Below are 14628 nucleotides of genomic sequence, written 5' to 3' on the forward strand. Positions count from 1 at the left end.
CACCTACCCCTGATCGGCGAAGGCGATCTCGGCGGGGCCCTCCCCGTCGAACGGCAGGACGAAGCGCCTGGGCCAGGACAGCACGCTCTCGAGCCAGCCCGCGCCCATCGTCTGGCCCACGTGCCTGATCCTGGCGGCCTGCTCGACCCCGACGGCCACCGTGCCGATGTCACGCTGGATCCCCGCGTTCTCGTCGTCGCCGAGGATGACCCGCCAGGCCAGCGCCCTGTTGTGGTCCATCTCCATGGACAGCGGATGGTGGCGAAGCGCCCTGGCCCTGTGCCCGAGCAGGTCGGTGGGGGCCCCCGCGCTGCCGAAGAGCGCGTACTCCATCGGCGGCGCGGGGCTGCGCAGGTCGGGGGCGGGCCTGCCGTACGGGAAGAGCCTGTCGACCTCGTGCAGCCAGCGCACCTGCGGGATGACCCAGGAGTGCCCGGGACGTTCGCCGCCCGCCTCCATCGCGTCGAGCAGACGCAGCGCCGACGCCGCCGCCTGCTCAGTCAGCAGCGCGGGATCGAACCAGCTGCGCAGCGACCAGGCCCGCCTGGTGACCGAGCGCTCGACGAGCGTGGCGAGCAGGCACTCCCTGCGCCGCGACGGCAGCTCGCTCCACGCGCCCGCCAGGTGGCGCGGCACGCCGGGCAGCGGCCTGTTGCTGACGTAGGCGAGCACGACCGTGTCGCACCAGATGCGCAGCCACGCCCACTCGGGGGCGTCGGCCAGCAGGTCGGCCTCGCGCAGCTCGACCAGCGTGCAGGCCTGGCCCGTACGGCACTGCGCCCCGCACGCCGCCGAGCGTCTGCCCCTGATGGGCGGCGGCGGTCCCGCGATCGCCTTCTCCCTGTCCTCGCCGAGCGGCACCTGGATGCGCAGGGGCCTGTCCATGCCGTCGGCGAAGACGGCGGCGACGCCCGGCTGGAGGGAGACGACCTGGCGCGACTGCTCGTCGTTGAGGTTCATGGCCGCGCCGACCAGCGCCCTGTCGTCGGCGGCGGGCAGCCTGTGGACGACCTTCAGCGCCGTGTTCTTCACCACGTCGGAGATCAGCTTGGTGGGGATCTGCTCGGCCACGACGAGGCCGGAGCCGTACGCCCTGATCTCGGCGAGCATCCCCGCCAGCAACTCGACCGCGTGGGTGGCGGCGCGTCCCGCCCCCCGGTCGCGCAGCAGCCGGTGCGCCTCCTCGATGACGATCACGTGCCGCAGCCCGCTCGCCCGCTCGCCCCTCGCCCGCATCCGCAGGTGCTCGACGATGCGGATGATCAGCGTGCCCATGAGGAACGCCTTGTCCTCGTCGTTGGCCACGTCCTCGATGGCCAGCACGACGTTGCGCTGGAGCAGCCCGCCGATGTCGGCGGGGTGCCCGCCCTCGAAGAAGCGCCCGGCCGAGCCGACCCGCAGCGAGCGCAGGCGCAGCGAGATGAAGCCCTCGACGTCGGCCTGCACCTCGCGCCCGTAGCCGATCTCCCTGATGACGTCCATGGCGTGGTGCTGGAGCTGCTCCAGCGTCGGCACCGAGGGCGGCACCTTGGAGCCCGGCACCGCGCCGCCCGTGACGACGTCCCACCCGTTGGCCTCGTAGACGCGCTGCAGCGCCATGGACATGATCTGGGGGAACGGCTCCTCCGCGTCGAAGGCGGCCATGAACAGCGCTCTGACCATGTCGATGTGCGCCTGCACGGGATAGCCGGGCTCGGGCTCGAGCGGGTTCACGCTGAACGGCACGGTGTCGGGGGCCGAGGGGTTGATGACGGTGACGGGCTCGGCGACGCGTCCGGCCATGGCGGCGTACTCCGACTTGGCGGGCTCGATGGCCAGCCAGGGGATCTTGGCCACGCTCAGCTGTTCGAGCAGGTGCCTGACGGTCTGCGACTTGCCCGAGCCCGTCGCACCTGTGACGAAGGCGTGCCTGTTGAGCGTGGCGAGCGGCACCCCGAACGAGCCGACGGCCCTGTCGTGGCCGTCGAGGACGGAGCCGAGGGCCAGCTCTCCCGTGGCCTCCGACGTCACGTCGAAGAAGCCGGGGTCGAGCACCCGTACGCCGGGGACCTCGCGTCTGGGCAGGCCCGCGAGGGCGGCCAGCGTGCCCGCCGTCGCGGCGAACGGCACGGCCGCGCCGTCGCCGGGATCCTGCATCGCCGCCGCCAGCGCCTCGGTCAGCGCGCCCGCGGCGGGCAGCGCGGTGCGCAGGCGGTAGGGATGGTGGCTCAGCTCGACCGAACCGACCAGCACGGGCGCGATCTGCCGCAGGTCCTCGGGGGTGGCCGCGCCCGCGAGCACCCTGACGTTCCACAGCCCCGCCTCGCGGAAGGCGTCGAGCTCCTGGATGCGGCGTTCGGCCCGCTCGGCGTCGAACCTGGAGCGCTCGGAGGCGTCGCCGTACTGCCTGAGCACGTTGAGCTGGGTGCGCAGGTGCGCCACCTCGGTCTCGAGCAGGTCGGTCGGCTCGGCCACCACCAGCCACGCGAAGGGCCTGGACATCAGCGTGACCAGCGTCGACTCGAAGAGTGTCGGCTCGGTGGGCGCGGCCTCGCGGCGGTTGTCCAGCGGCGGGGCCTGCCGCCCTGGGCACGGCACCCACACGAGGTCGCCGAGGTCGGTCAGGTAGTCGTCGGCCAGCCGCTCGCCGCGGGCTCCGCTGGGGAACAGCAGCGCTCCCCGCATCGGCCCCGCGTTGGTGACCAGCTCGAGCGGCGCGCCGCCGCCGCGCGACACCCACCCGATCACGAAGGGCCTTCCGTGCTGCGCGGCCGAGAGCACGGCCGGCAGCACGGTGACGAAGTCCCACTCCACCGACGAGGCGCGGGCGGGCGCGGCTATCGACTGGATGCGGTACCACGGACCAATCAGCACGTCTTTACCTCCTGGGAACTCTCACGAGAACGCGCGCGAGCGTCGGAGGAGGAGGAGACGCACGTTCCTTCTGAGAAAGTCCGCCGATGATCAAGCCGACACCCTGGAGTTGGCCATCTTCTTACCCCTTCTTGCGCCAGTCGAGGCGCTGAGGGGGCGGGCCGAGGTTGGGCGGGGGCTCCTCCGGGTCGGCGGGCTCGTCCATGCCGAGCACCGCCTCACGGACCTGCTCCAGCTCGCCCAGCGTGGTCCTGGGGAAGGTGAGGATCGCGGGGTTGGCGTCGGCCAGCCGTACTCTGCGGCCCTCGGCCGTGGCGTCCGTGACGATCACCGAGGTGGTGGGCAGCTGCTGGAGCTGGTGCGGCTCGACGAGGAACTCCCTCGAGCGCTGCAGGACCCGCTCCTTCTCGCCGATCTTGTCGGCGGTCCTGCCCCACTCGGTGGACTCGGTGATGTCCTCCTTCAGGTCGGTGCCGCTGTCGGCCCGCTCCTCGACGCCCTCCTCGACCTGGTCGATCGTGGAGGTGTAGGGGGTGCCGTTGAGGCCGGCCACGGAGGCGCTGATCGTCTCGGTGAGCTGGGCGAGCTCGAGGCGGTGCTCGGTGCCGACGTGCTCGCTGGCCACCCGCGCGTCCTCGGCGTTGCCGAGCCGCATGAACGCCACCGCCGCGTGCCCCCTGCCCAGCCGCTCGCGCACGGTCGGCGTCAGCGACCTGTAGGTCAGCACCAGCCCGGTCCTCGACGTCTCGCAGGCGTCCATCAGCCTGTCGAGCACGTCACCGCGCAGCTTGTCCGCGCCCGCGACGATGATCGTGTGGTACCACGGCCGGTCGGAGGCGGGCGACTGGCGCAGGATGTGGGTGAGCGCGGTGGCCACGTACGTGCCCAGCACGCGGTTGCCGAACACCCCGGCCTGCCTGTCCATGCTGACCACGCGCAGGCGGGCGGGCGGCAGCCGTACGGCCTCGGTGCCCAGGGTCTCCAGCTTGCGCAGCTGCGACTCCAGCGCCCACGCCCTTTCGATGACCACCCTGTCGCTGACGCCCCTGCCGAACATGGTGCCGATGCGCTCGAGCTGCTCGGCGGTGATGAGGCCGTACCTGAGGTCGTCGCGAGGGTCGCCCACCTGCGCCAGCGCCCGCAGCGCGGCCGTCACCTGGGCGATCGTCGCGTTCTCCCCCAGCACGTCGAGGACCCGCTCGAGGATCGCGTTGTCGAAGCTGAGGTCGCGCGTGGTGCGGTGCTCCTCGCTGACGCTCACCACGTGCGCCAGCACGTCGGCGAAGGCCTCGGGCTTCAGCGTCGCCCCGAGGTCGAGCTTGGGCAGGTCGACGGGCAGCACCCACACCAGCGGGTCGTCGCCGCCTCTACGGGCCAGCTCGATCAGGTCCTTGGCGATGGCGCCCTCGGACAGGTCGAGCACGGTGAGGTGCCCTCCGCTGTAGAGGCGGGTCGCGCCGAGCAGCGTCACCAGCGCCGACCAGCCGGGCAGCGTGCCGCCCGCCACGTCGACGCGATCGATCTCGTCAGGTACGGCGACCGCGTACCAGGTCAGCTGCCTGTCGTGGCGGTCCTTGAGCTCCTGCCACTCGCGGTAGCGCTCGGCGTGCTCCTCCTGCGCCCTGAACAGCTCCCTGTCGCGTTCCTGCCTGACGCGGTCGTCCCTGGCCTGCTGCTCCTGCACGCGGTAGCGGACCGCCCTGTCGCCCTGCAGGACGGCGTAGCTGCAGATCGCCGCCACGCCTCCGGCCGCGACGAGCCCGATGATCGCGAACGACCAGTTGAGCGCGCCCGCGACGGCGGCCCCCAGGATGAGCACGGCGAGCGCCGCCATGAACGTCCTGAAGATCTTCACGGGGCGGTTGAGCAGGTCCTCCTGCATCCGCTCCCTGCGCACGAGCTCGGGATCGGGCTTGCTCTCCCGCTGCGGCTCGACGAAAGGAGAGGGACGTTTGGGCGGCGGCCCCGGATCTGGGTGCAGCAGGACGTACTGCCAGCCCAGGTAGATACGATCCGCCTGGAGCTGCGCCTGCTCGGGATGCACGTCCGCCACGTGACCCTCCGGCCGCCCTATCTCATTAGTAGTGCCCAAGCCTACGAGTTACACCACCGGTTCCGGCAGGGTTCCCGGCAATTCAACCAGCAGATGGGAGCATTGCGGCAGATGGTGCAACTGTGACCTATTACCATCGTTGCCCATGACGGAACCCTCCTCAGGCGACGACAGCCCACGGCGTCCCGTTCTGGTGCCCGCGGTGGGTTTGGTCCTGGCCACAGGGCTGGGCATCACCGCCCTCCTCGGCGGCCTGAACGAGGTGCCCGATCCCAACCCTCCTCAGTACTCGAACGGCCAGGAGCTCGACCAGGGCCGCTTCAAAACTCAGTTCGTCGAGGCCAGGGAGGTCGTGCAGAAGCCAAGGTTCACCGGTGACGAGGCCAAGCGCTTCCTCGAGCTCGTCTTCAAGGTGACCAACCAGGGCAAGGAGACGGCTCGCGTCGGCATGCCGCCGGCGAAGCTCGAAGGCGCCTTCGCCCTCAGCAGCTTCGCAGGCTCGCTGGTGAAGGTGTCTCCGTCGCTCAAGCAGCAGTACGGTCCCTACGCCTACGCCGTCTCGAAAGGTGTCCAGAGCCAGCAGCTCCAGCCGGGCGTGACGACCACGGTGATCGTCCGCTACGACCTGCTGGGGGACGCTCCGGCTCCGGAGAAGGTCACGTTGGACGTCGCGAGCTTCGAGTGGAAGCCGGGCTTCAACGATCCCTCCTTCGCGTGGCAGATGGTCGCCGACGAGGTGGACGACGCGTTCTTTCCTGAGGTCAAGGCGCGCATCACGCTCGATGTGAAGGGACGTGGCTCCGCATGACCGCCACGCAGGAACGCTCGGCTCCCACGCGCCGGTCGCGGCGGGCGGCAAGGGGCCGGGCCGGTTCTCGCACACTCAGCGCGATCGCCGGGCTGGCCCTGGTAGCCGCTGCCGTAGCCGTGCAGACCCTCGGCCTGACCCCGAACGACCGGGGCGCTCCCATCTCGACGACGGGCAGCCTGGGCGAGGATGTCGACACGGGCAGGTTCACCGTCAGGGTAGACAAGGTCGCCGCGGCGAGGACCGTGGAGACCCTGTCGGCCGAGCCGGTGGCGACAGAGCAGCTCTTCGTCGTCGTGACGGCCTCCGCCACCTCCGCCAAGGAGCCACTGAAGCTTGGCCAGCCGCGACTGATCACGCCCGACGGCGTCTCCTATGAGGCCACCGACAAGATCCCCGCGACGAACACCCTGGCCAACCCCTGGGTCCAGCCTGGCTTCTGGGTCAGCGGCTTCTTCGTATTCGAAGTGCCCGCCTCCGCGGTGCAGGGGTCCAAGGTGGCCTTCGGCCTGCCCAAGAGCGCCCTCGTCGAGCCATTCGAGCCCGAGGTCGAGGTGGACCTCGGCCTCGACGAGGCGAAGGCGGCACAGCTCACCTCCGCGCCCCAGGACGTCTACCCGCTGAAGAAGAGCTGATGAGCACAGAACGCGACTGGTTCGCTCCCGCACCAGGGCCGACGCCCGGCCCAAGGAATCAGCCGGCTCCACCGCGCGGCTGGGATCCGCGTGGCGCCCCGCGAATGCCCCATCCCGACCAGCAGGTGTGGCCGCCTCCACCGGCTCCCGATCCGGTGGGAAGCAGTACGCAACCCATCCCCGCCCTGCCGAGCGCGGGGCCGCTACCGCAGCCGCCGCCTCAGCGGTCGCAGGACCGCTCTGCGCAGGACCAGTCCGCTTCGAACGACTCCTCCGCCGCCGTGCCTCCGCCCCGCAAGCCCCGCATCGTCCTGCAGGGACTCGGTGCCGTGCTCGCCCTCGCCGTGACCCTGGGCGCGATGACCTACGACGACTACCGTGTTTACAGGGTCAGGACCGGCGCGAACGAGATCACGCAGACCCACGTCGTGCAGCCCGGCCAGGCGATCACGCTGAAGCACATCTCATGGAAGGCGAGCGTCGAGGCGGTTCCCTCCCTGCCCGACGGAAAGAAGGCCGGGCCAGGGACGACTTACATGAAGATCGTCATTACAAGAGCCGCCGCGGATCAGGAAGGCACCGTCAAGACCGCGAAGCCGGGGAAGATGAGGCTGGAGGATCGCTTGGGCCGCTCGTGGGCGATCGAGGTGGGCGACGACGCCGTCCGCGGCGACAAGCTGGAGATCGGCCGACCGTACCCGATCACCGCCTTCGCCCGGGTTCCGGCTGCCCAGGCCCAGGAGGTGGAGCTGGTGCTGCGGCCCTCCAACTACCGTTCAGACGTTCCCACCGAGAAGCTGACGACCACGCACACCGACCCGGACGACGTGGAGCTGCGGTTCAAGCGCTGACAGCCTGGCCCGAAAGCCTCGCCCTGGTGGCGGCCAGGTCGAACGTGGCCGCCAGCAGGGCCATCGTGAGAACCGTCACGACAAGCTCCTTGACCATGTCGATCGGCGGCCCGATGAGCAGCCAGTACCAGGGAGTGCCCGAGCCGACCAGCGTGCGTACTCCCCGCAGCGCGTACTCCGCCCCTACGTGGAGCGCCACGTAGGACAGGCACATCATGCCGAACAGCGCCGCCCCGCCCTTGAGCGTCAGGCGTAGGGAGTTGGCAAGCGGCACCCAGCGCTCCTGGAAGCCGCCGGTGACCCTGTCGAACGACTTCTGGGTGAGGTCATGGGAGCTCTCGAGCCTGTCGACCCCTCGCTCGAACCGGGTGCCGCGCAGCATGGTGCGCGTGTCGTCGGCGAAGGCTCCGAAGACCAGGATCGCCACAGTGAGCCACGTCAACGGCATCACCACGGCGTCGACCATGAACGGCCAGACCTCTCCGACCGCGCCCCAGACCGCCTCCCAGCCCGGGACGGTCTCCTTGGCCTGTGACCACACCTCGCCCGTCGTGGAGACCACGGCCCTGTGCTCCATCCACTCCGCCCGCGCGTCGGCGATCGCCACCGTGGCGTTCAAGCCGTAGAAGACGAAGGCGAATTCGGAGAAGGCCGCCGCGATGCCCGCGAACTTCCCTGTGCCCTTCTCCACCATCTTGGCGAAGAGGAGCTTCAACGCGAAGGCGACCGCCATGGCGCCCAGCGACACCCGCCAATCGAGGTCGATGAGCCCGCGGCCGACCACGGACTTGACTCCTTGGAAGGCGTCGGCCGCCACCTGGTCGATGTTGTGGAAGAAGTCGAGCTGGACGAACTCCCTGGCGTCCTCCCTGTGGAAGCTCCACGTCATGTAGATCGCCGCGAACGTCGGGGCCACCCTGTCCATGGCCTTCCAGAACCGCTCGTCCGCTTCGCCGTCCGCCTGTCGCGCCCTGATCTCCCACAGCGCGCCTCTCAAGGAGTAGAGCATCCCCGTGATCACCGCCATGGAGGTCATGACGACCAGCGTGAGGAAGGTCATCGTCGCGACCAGCCGCACCTGGCGGAGGTCGTCGCCGTAGGCGATCTCCGTGCCCGCGTACATCAGGCCGAACCGGACGGCCTCGCCCACGGAGAACCACATGATCAAGGGCAGCGCGCACTTGCCCGCGAGGCGTAGCGCGTGCAGGGGCAGCGAGAACGGTGACGGCATCCGCTGGGCCGGTGGCGGCGCAGGTCGGGGAGGTGCCGCCACACCAGACGATCCTGACATCTGGTGAATCGTAGCGTTACACGGTTAACAGCGGGAATGCGATCCTATAGTTGAGTGTTCAACTACCCGTGAACGAGATCGAGCGCTACCGCTTCGCCGAGCGACTCCTCGGGATGAAGGACCCGCTCGGCGCCCTGATGATGCTGGAGCCGCTGCTCCAGGAGCACGGCGACGACCGCGGCCTGCAGGAGCTCGCCGCCCGCGCCTACTACCACTCCGCCCAGCTCGGCAGGGCGAGGCAGGCGCTGACCTCGCTGCTCGAGCGCGATCCCAGCGACCACTACGCCCGCTTCCTGCTCGGCAGGACGCTGGAGCGGTCGAGCCTGCTGACGGAGGCCCTGCCGCACCTGCGCATGGCCGCCGCCATGCACGCCGACCCCGACTACGCGGAGTCGGTCGGCAGGGTGGAGCGCAAGCTGGCCGCCTGAGCCGGCCGTACGAGCAGGTGCATGAGACCGCCCGCGGCCAGGCCCCAGAAGGCCGAGCCGACACCTGCCCAGGTGATGCCCGAGGCGGTCACGACCAAGGTGACGACCGCGCCCTCCCTGCCGTCGGCCTGGGTGAAGGCCGACGACAGGGCGGCGCCGAGCGCGGCGAAGAGCGCCAGCCCCGCGACCGCCTCCACCAGTACGGGAGGCGACAGGAGCACGAGAGCGGCGGCGGCGCTCGAGCAGAGGCCCAGTCCGATCATGGAGACCCCTGCCGTGACCGAGGCGATCCAGCGGCGGGAGGGGTCGGGCTCCGCCTCGGGTGAGGCGGCCAGGGCGGCGGTGATGGCGGCCAGGTTGACGGCGTGCCCTCCGAGGGGCGCGCCCACCGCGCTCGCCGCCCCTGTCGCCAGCAGCACGCCGCGCAGCGGCGGGCGGAAGCCGTAGCCGGACAGGACGGCCATGCCAGGCACGTTCTGGGCCGCCATGGTGACCAGGAAGAGCGGCACCGCGATGCCGACGATCGAGGGAAGGGTGAAGACCGGGACGGTGATCTCGATCACGGGGGTGACGTCCAGACCGGCGGGCCGCGACGTCAGCGCGATGGCCGCGACGGCCGTCAGCAGCGCGCCGGGCACCGCCCACGTGCGGGCGAACCTGTAGAGCAGCGCCCAGACCAGGATCACGGGGCCCGCGAGGTACGGCACGTCGAGCATGGCGTGCACCGGCGCCAGACAGAGCTTGAGCAGGACACCGGCGAGCATCGCCGCCGCGATGGGCCCGGGGATCGCCGCGATGGCACGGCCGAGCCACGGCACCAACCCCGCCGCCATGATGAGCGCACCGCACACCACGAAGGCGCCCACCGCCTCGGCGAAGGAGCCTCCCGCGCCCATCAGGAGCGCCGCGCCAGGGGTGGACCAGGCGATGGCGATGGGCATCCGATGGCGCAGGCCGAGCGTGATGGACACCACGCCGACGGCGACGCAGAGCGCCAGCAGCCCCGAGGCGGCCTGCCGCTCGTCGGCGCCCACCCCGCGCAGTCCTGCGAGGACCACGGTGAACGAGCTGGCGAATCCGACCAGGGCGGTCACCACTCCGGCGACGATCGGGCGGGCGCGTTCCATATATGGAACAGTAACAGATCGGGCAGGATGACTCCCATGAGCGCGATCGACGGGGACCTGCGCGAGGTCGGAGCCAGGCTGCGCCGCATGCGTGAAGAGCGCGGCCTCTCACTGTCGGAGCTGGCCAGGCGGGCAGGGGTGGGCAAGGCGACGCTGTCAGGGGTGGAGACGGGCGTGCGCAACCCCACCCTCGACACCCTGTGGGCGATCACCGCACAGCTCGGCGTGCCCATCGCCGCCATCCTCGGCACGCCCGCCGAGTCCGTCGTGATGCGCGGCGAGGCGGTGGTGGCCACCCTGCTCGAGGTGTTCGAGGACGAGGGCGTCACCTACGAGCTCTACCGGATGCGGGTGCCGCCAGGGGGCACCCAGACCTCGCCCGCCCACCACGAGGGCGTGACCGAGCACATCACCGTCTTCACCGGCACGCTCAGCGCGGGCCCGCTCGACTCGCCGCAGGTGGCGGGGCCCGGCGGCTACCTCACCTGGCGCTCGGACGTCCCGCACGGCTACACGGCCGTGGGCGCGGAGGAGGTGCTCGCCTCCCTGCTCATCCGCTACCCGGCCACCAGGTGACCGTCGTCGACCAGCCACAGCCTGCCGTCGGGCAGCGCGCCCCGCAGCCCCTCCGTGGCCTCCTCCCCCGCCAGAGCGGGCAACTCGGGCACGGCCAGCCCGGCGAAGGCGATGGTCCTGGACGGCCGCCACACGCCGGTCGCCGCCAACCGCCTGCCCATGCCCTTCCACCCCTCGGGCTCGTCGGCCACCACCCAGAGATCGGGATGTCCCGCGACCATCCGGCAGGCGGGCCGCAGCCACGACGCCGCCTCCTCAGGCCACGACACCACCTCCCCGACGAGCCCGCCCCTGGCCTCCCACTCCTCGACGAACGCGCGCGCCCTGCCCACCGAGGCCGCCGACCGCCCGTGCCCGACGTTCACCAGCATCGGATGGTGCTGGTCCACCAGCCGCAGCACCATGGTCAGCTCGGCGCCCACCCTGGCGCTCACGCCGCCACCTCCCCCGGCCTGCACGTACGGCATGCGCGGTAGCCCGCCGACTCCGCCTGCGCGACGCTGCGGAAGCCGTGCCTGTGCCTGGGCGTGATGCGCCTGGCGTTGTGACAGGTGGGGAAGCACACGATGCCGGTGGTGTCGCTGGCCAGGTAGAAGACGTTCTCCTGCGCGAGGTCGCGCAGCCCGTCGAGGTCCACGCCCTCGTGCCTGAGCAGCCGCTCCTTCGCCTCGGCGCCGAAGACGTACTCGCCGGGCGCGCCGTCGGACCTGACGATCCTGTGGCAGGGGATGAGCAGCGGGACGGGGTTGCGGGCCAGTGCGGTGCCGACCGCGCGTACGGCGGCGGGCCTGCCGATCTGGCGGGCGATCCAGGCGTAGGGCCGCACCTCGCCGCGCGGGATGCGCTGCGCGGCGGTCAGCACGTCGCGCTGGAAGTCGCTCAGCTCTCGCAGGTCGAAGCGCAGGCCGGCGGCCTTTCCCGTGCGCAGCGCGGGCACCAGGCCCGCGGGCGGGCGGTCGCCCTGCAGGAGCGGCCTGCCGAAGCGGGCCCTGAACTCCGCGGCGAAGCTCTCCCTCGCGGCGGTGTCGTCGTGCGGGCCGTACCACCGCAGGAAGGCCACGCCCTGGTCGGTGGCGGCCACGGACACCTCGCCCAGCGGTCCCTCCACGCGGACCCAGCGGGCGGCGATCCTGTCGAGCAGTCCCTCGGGTGGGTCGGCCGTCAGGCCGGCGAGCCCGGAGAGCAACGGATCCTGGTTCATCGGGTCATCTCCCTCAGACGCTTGAGCCCGCGCGACACGTGCGACTTGACGGTGCCCTGCGGGAGCCCGAGCACCGTGGCCACCTCACTGACCGGCAGGTCCACGACGTGCCTGAGCACCACCGCGGCTCGCTGGTCCTCGGGCAGCAGTCTCAGCAGCTCGGCCAGCTCGCCTCCGGTCTCACGCCGTTCGGCCGCCGCCTCCACCCCCTCGCCCGTGTCCACGGAGTCGACAGGCTCCTCCATCAGGTCGGGCGGCGGGTGGCGGACGCGGGTGCGCACGCAGTTGCGCCACACGTTCATGAGGATCGTCATCAGCCAGGGCCGCGGCTGCAACGCGGCGATGCGCTCGCGATCGTAACCCGCCACCGCCCGATAGGCGCGCAGGAACGCCTCCGCGGTCAGGTCCTCGGCATCGGCCCAGCGGCCGCTGAGCCGCAGCGCGGTCGAGAAAACCAGCCCGCGGTAGGTGCCGTACAGCTCGGCGAACCCCTGGTCGAGGTCGTCGATCAGCGCCTTCCTGACCGGGTCCAGGCAGTCGAGTCGGTTCACGTCCTCTACAACACCGCCGGGACCTGGATCGTTGCAGCTCTCCGCGGGAACGCGAGAAGGGGGCCACGTCCTGGCGGACGTGACCCCCTTCTCTACGTGCGGCGCGCGGTCAGACCGCGACGGACAGCTGGGCGACCTCGCCCAGCTTGGCCTGGACGGGAACGTCCCTGGTGACGCCGCCGCCCGCGATGATGCGGACGGTCCAGTCACCAGGAGCGGCGAAGAAGCGGAAGACGCCCTCGTCGGACACCACGACCTCGCCGGTGAACTCGCCCGAGTGGTCGAGCAGGCGGGCGTAGGCGGTGCCCGCACCGGTCACCACACCCTGGATCACGGACTGGGTGGACAGGTCGATTCCGGCCGGCAGCGCGACGGTCTGCTCCGGAGCGGCGCAACCCTGCGTCGAAACGGTCATTAGCGGGCCTCCCCCAACTCGATCGGCACGCCCACGAGCGAGCCGTACTCGGTCCACGAACCGTCGTAGTTCTTCACATTGGCCTGGTCGAGGATCTCGTGCAGCACGAACCACGTGTGCGCGGACCGCTCGCCGATGCGGCAGTAGGCGATGGTGTCCTTGCCGAAGTCGACACCCGCGCCCGAGTAGAGCTCCTTGAGCTGCTCGTCGGACTTGAAGGTGCCGTCGTCGTTGGCCGCCTTGGACCACGGGATGTTGCGGGCGGTGGGCACGTGGCCCGCGCGCTGCGCCTGCTCCTGCGGAAGGTGGGCGGGGGCCAGCAGCTTGCCGGTGAACTCGTCGGGCGAGCGGACGTCCACCAGGTTCAGCTTGCCGATCGCGTTGACGACGTCGTCGCGGAAGGCGCGGATCGAGGAGTCCTGCTCCTGCGCGGTGTAGGTCGTCGCGGCACGGGCGGGCACGTCGGTCACCAGCTCGCGGGAGTCGAGCTCCCACTTCTTACGGCCGCCGTCGAGCAGCTTCACGTTGGAGTGGCCGTAGAGCTTGAAGTACCAGTAGGCGTAGGCGGCGAACCAGTTGTTGTTGCCGCCGTAGAGGACCACCAGGTCGTCGTTGGAGATGCCGCGCTCGGACAGCAGGGCCTCGAAGCCCGCCTTGTCCACGAAGTCACGGCGGACAGGGTCCTGCAGGTCGGCCTGCCAGTCGATCCGGACGGCGCCACGGATGTGGCCCTTGGCGTAGGCGCTGGTGTCCTCGTCGACCTCGACGAGCACGACACCGGGAGTGTCGAGGTTGGCCTCGACCCAGTCGGCATCCACCAGGGCGGCGGAGCGGCTCATTGGGGAACCTCCATGTTGGCAGCGGGCAGTAGACGGCGAATCATCAGGTACATCTCGCAGCCGAGGCAGAATCCGAAGGCTGCGTTGAGGAAGGCGGCGAGGAGAGCCGCGGCCGTCGCCCCGAGGGCGAGCGGTGTGATCCCTGCGATGAATCCGATCAGCCCCGCGGCCGCGAAGACCAGCCCCACCACCTGCGCGAACCGCGGTGGGCGGGCGTCTTCCGTCTTCGTCGGCGGACCCCTGAAGAAGACCCTGTACGGCGAGCGACCTGCCGCACCGGCGGCGAACACCACTGCCTGGACGGCCAGCAGCCAGGCGCTTCCCGTCACGAGGACGAGAGCGAGGACCAGGGTGGTGACGGCCGCGCCGAGGCGCAGCACTCTAGGGTCGGCACGCATCGTGGGATGCTCCTGAAGGGTCGGATGGGGGCGGATCGAAATGTCCGCGCGAGACCGTCCTCAGGCAGCGCGACAGAGCGCGGTGGACACGCGGCAGAAATCAACCGCGCGCCGCTTCGTCAGCAGCTCTGTCGTGGGGTTCATGACCACGACACTACCCGCCGTCTCGCCTTCTGTCACTTCTCGTCCGGGTCGTGAGACAGGAACGCTCCGAGCGCCGCGATCACGTCGGCCTTCCTGGGCTGCCCGGACGCCCTCTTCACGACGGCCCCTCCACCGTCCAGCACGAGGACGGTCGGCGTGCGCATGATGTCGAGCTCGCGCACCAGGTCGAGCCTGGACTCCGCGTCGATCTCGACGTGGCTCACCCCCGGCACCAGCGCGCTGACCTCGGCCAGCACCCTGCGCGTGGCCCTGCAGGGCTGGCAGAAGGCCGTGGAGAACTGCACGAGCGTCGCCCGCTCGCCCAGCTCGTGGCCCAGCGCGTGCGCCGTGAGATTCTGCCCTGACTCGCGCAGCCTGCCGTCGCGGCGCAGCTTCACCACCCCGATCACCGTGCCGAGCGCCAGCGTCGCCAGCACCACCCACCAGCCTGTCATCGC

16 protein-coding genes are annotated in these 14628 nt (G+C 70.8%); 5 read left to right on the plus strand and 11 right to left on the minus strand.

The window, feature by feature from the left end; all coding sequences use genetic code 11:
- Positions 1 to 3: 3 nt before the first annotated feature.
- Together FHR33_RS22940 and FHR33_RS22945 are read right to left on the minus strand one after the other, a co-directional pair.
- Entirely contained in the window at positions 4 to 2853 is a 2850-nt protein-coding gene (locus FHR33_RS22940; protein ID WP_312895677.1) for an ATP-binding protein, read from the minus strand.
- A gap of 121 nt (positions 2854 to 2974) precedes the next feature.
- Positions 2975 to 4906, minus strand: a complete 1932-nt coding sequence (locus tag FHR33_RS22945; protein WP_183651289.1) for a hypothetical protein — start codon at positions 4904 to 4906, stop codon at positions 2975 to 2977.
- A 145-nt stretch (positions 4907 to 5051) separates the two neighbouring features.
- Here FHR33_RS22945 and FHR33_RS22950 point away from each other — a divergent pair, with 145 nt between their 5' ends.
- From FHR33_RS22950 to FHR33_RS22960, 3 genes are all read left to right on the plus strand, one after another.
- A complete protein-coding gene (locus FHR33_RS22950; protein ID WP_183651291.1) occupies positions 5052 to 5714 on the plus strand; it encodes a hypothetical protein in 663 nt (220 codons plus the stop codon).
- Positions 5711 to 6349, plus strand: coding sequence for a hypothetical protein (locus FHR33_RS22955; RefSeq protein WP_183651295.1), 639 nt, complete (start codon positions 5711 to 5713; stop codon positions 6347 to 6349). Before FHR33_RS22950 ends, FHR33_RS22955 begins: the two co-directional genes overlap by 4 nt.
- A gap of 281 nt (positions 6350 to 6630) precedes the next feature.
- Entirely contained in the window at positions 6631 to 7200 is a 570-nt protein-coding gene (locus tag FHR33_RS22960) for a hypothetical protein (protein ID WP_183651298.1), read from the plus strand.
- Here the strand turns inward: FHR33_RS22960 and FHR33_RS22965 are convergent.
- A complete protein-coding gene (locus FHR33_RS22965) occupies positions 7190 to 8491 on the minus strand; it encodes a hypothetical protein (protein ID WP_183651301.1) in 1302 nt (433 codons plus the stop codon). The genes FHR33_RS22960 and FHR33_RS22965 overlap by 11 nt on opposite strands.
- Before the next feature lie 68 nt (positions 8492 to 8559).
- Here FHR33_RS22965 and FHR33_RS22970 point away from each other — a divergent pair, with 68 nt between their 5' ends.
- A complete protein-coding gene (locus tag FHR33_RS22970; RefSeq protein WP_312895678.1) occupies positions 8560 to 8919 on the plus strand; it encodes a tetratricopeptide repeat protein in 360 nt (119 codons plus the stop codon).
- Here FHR33_RS22970 and FHR33_RS22975 read toward each other — a convergent pair.
- A complete protein-coding gene (locus FHR33_RS22975; RefSeq protein ID WP_183651304.1) occupies positions 8874 to 10046 on the minus strand; it encodes a benzoate/H(+) symporter BenE family transporter in 1173 nt (390 codons plus the stop codon). The two genes, FHR33_RS22970 and FHR33_RS22975, sit on opposite strands and share 46 nt — an antisense overlap.
- A 36-nt stretch (positions 10047 to 10082) precedes the next feature.
- On the opposite strand from FHR33_RS22975, the gene FHR33_RS22980 reads away from it, so the two are divergent.
- The gene (locus FHR33_RS22980) at positions 10083 to 10622 is read left to right on the plus strand and encodes a helix-turn-helix domain-containing protein (RefSeq protein WP_246452053.1); all 540 of its coding nucleotides are present in this window, start codon (positions 10083 to 10085) and stop codon (positions 10620 to 10622) included.
- Here the strand turns inward: FHR33_RS22980 and FHR33_RS22985 are convergent.
- The 7 genes from FHR33_RS22985 to FHR33_RS23015 all read right to left on the minus strand — a co-directional run bounded on the left by FHR33_RS22985 (position 10604) and on the right by FHR33_RS23015 (position 14625).
- Positions 10604 to 11056, minus strand: coding sequence for a type 1 periplasmic-binding domain-containing protein (locus tag FHR33_RS22985; RefSeq protein ID WP_221241208.1), 453 nt, complete (start codon positions 11054 to 11056; stop codon positions 10604 to 10606). The two genes, FHR33_RS22980 and FHR33_RS22985, sit on opposite strands and share 19 nt — an antisense overlap.
- Positions 11053 to 11823 (minus strand): methylated-DNA--[protein]-cysteine S-methyltransferase, encoded by a 771-nt coding sequence (locus tag FHR33_RS22990; RefSeq protein ID WP_183651313.1) that lies wholly within the window; start codon positions 11821 to 11823, stop codon positions 11053 to 11055. Before FHR33_RS22990 ends, FHR33_RS22985 begins: the two co-directional genes overlap by 4 nt.
- On the minus strand, positions 11820 to 12374 hold the full coding sequence (locus FHR33_RS22995; protein WP_312895680.1) for an RNA polymerase sigma factor: 555 nt from the start codon (positions 12372 to 12374) through the stop codon (positions 11820 to 11822). Before FHR33_RS22995 ends, FHR33_RS22990 begins: the two co-directional genes overlap by 4 nt.
- A gap of 109 nt (positions 12375 to 12483) precedes the next feature.
- Entirely contained in the window at positions 12484 to 12789 is a 306-nt protein-coding gene (locus tag FHR33_RS23000) for a DUF1416 domain-containing protein (RefSeq protein WP_183651316.1), read from the minus strand.
- Positions 12789 to 13628 carry a sulfurtransferase gene (locus tag FHR33_RS23005; protein WP_183651318.1) on the minus strand — a complete coding sequence of 280 codons (840 nt, stop codon included), beginning with the start codon at positions 13626 to 13628 and terminating at the stop codon, positions 12789 to 12791. Before FHR33_RS23005 ends, FHR33_RS23000 begins: the two co-directional genes overlap by 1 nt.
- Positions 13625 to 14026, minus strand: a complete 402-nt coding sequence (locus tag FHR33_RS23010; protein ID WP_183651319.1) for a DUF4395 domain-containing protein — start codon at positions 14024 to 14026, stop codon at positions 13625 to 13627. Before FHR33_RS23010 ends, FHR33_RS23005 begins: the two co-directional genes overlap by 4 nt.
- Before the next feature lie 176 nt (positions 14027 to 14202).
- The gene (locus FHR33_RS23015; RefSeq protein WP_183651321.1) at positions 14203 to 14625 is read right to left on the minus strand and encodes a thioredoxin family protein; all 423 of its coding nucleotides are present in this window, start codon (positions 14623 to 14625) and stop codon (positions 14203 to 14205) included.
- Between the last annotated feature and the right edge of the window lie 3 nt (positions 14626 to 14628).

It is taken from the genome of Nonomuraea dietziae (assembly GCF_014195505.1).
In the GTDB taxonomy this organism is placed as follows: domain Bacteria; phylum Actinomycetota; class Actinomycetes; order Streptosporangiales; family Streptosporangiaceae; genus Nonomuraea; species Nonomuraea roseola.

Coding starts and splice junctions, on each gene's coding strand:
- FHR33_RS22990 (WP_183651313.1), bottom strand. CDS start 11,823: ATGAACCAGGATCCGTTGCTCTCCGGGCTCGCCGGCCTGACGGCCGAC.
- FHR33_RS22955 (WP_183651295.1), top strand. CDS start 5,711: ATGACCGCCACGCAGGAACGCTCGGCTCCCACGCGCCGGTCGCGGCGG.
- FHR33_RS23000 (WP_183651316.1), bottom strand. CDS start 12,789: ATGACCGTTTCGACGCAGGGTTGCGCCGCTCCGGAGCAGACCGTCGCG.
- FHR33_RS22965 (WP_183651301.1), bottom strand. CDS start 8,491: ATGTCAGGATCGTCTGGTGTGGCGGCACCTCCCCGACCTGCGCCGCCA.
- FHR33_RS22975 (WP_183651304.1), bottom strand. CDS start 10,046: ATGGAACGCGCCCGCCCGATCGTCGCCGGAGTGGTGACCGCCCTGGTC.
- FHR33_RS22950 (WP_183651291.1), top strand. CDS start 5,052: ATGACGGAACCCTCCTCAGGCGACGACAGCCCACGGCGTCCCGTTCTG.
- FHR33_RS23005 (WP_183651318.1), bottom strand. CDS start 13,628: ATGAGCCGCTCCGCCGCCCTGGTGGATGCCGACTGGGTCGAGGCCAAC.
- FHR33_RS22980 (WP_246452053.1), top strand. CDS start 10,083: ATGAGCGCGATCGACGGGGACCTGCGCGAGGTCGGAGCCAGGCTGCGC.
- FHR33_RS23015 (WP_183651321.1), bottom strand. CDS start 14,625: ATGACAGGCTGGTGGGTGGTGCTGGCGACGCTGGCGCTCGGCACGGTG.
- FHR33_RS23010 (WP_183651319.1), bottom strand. CDS start 14,026: ATGCGTGCCGACCCTAGAGTGCTGCGCCTCGGCGCGGCCGTCACCACC.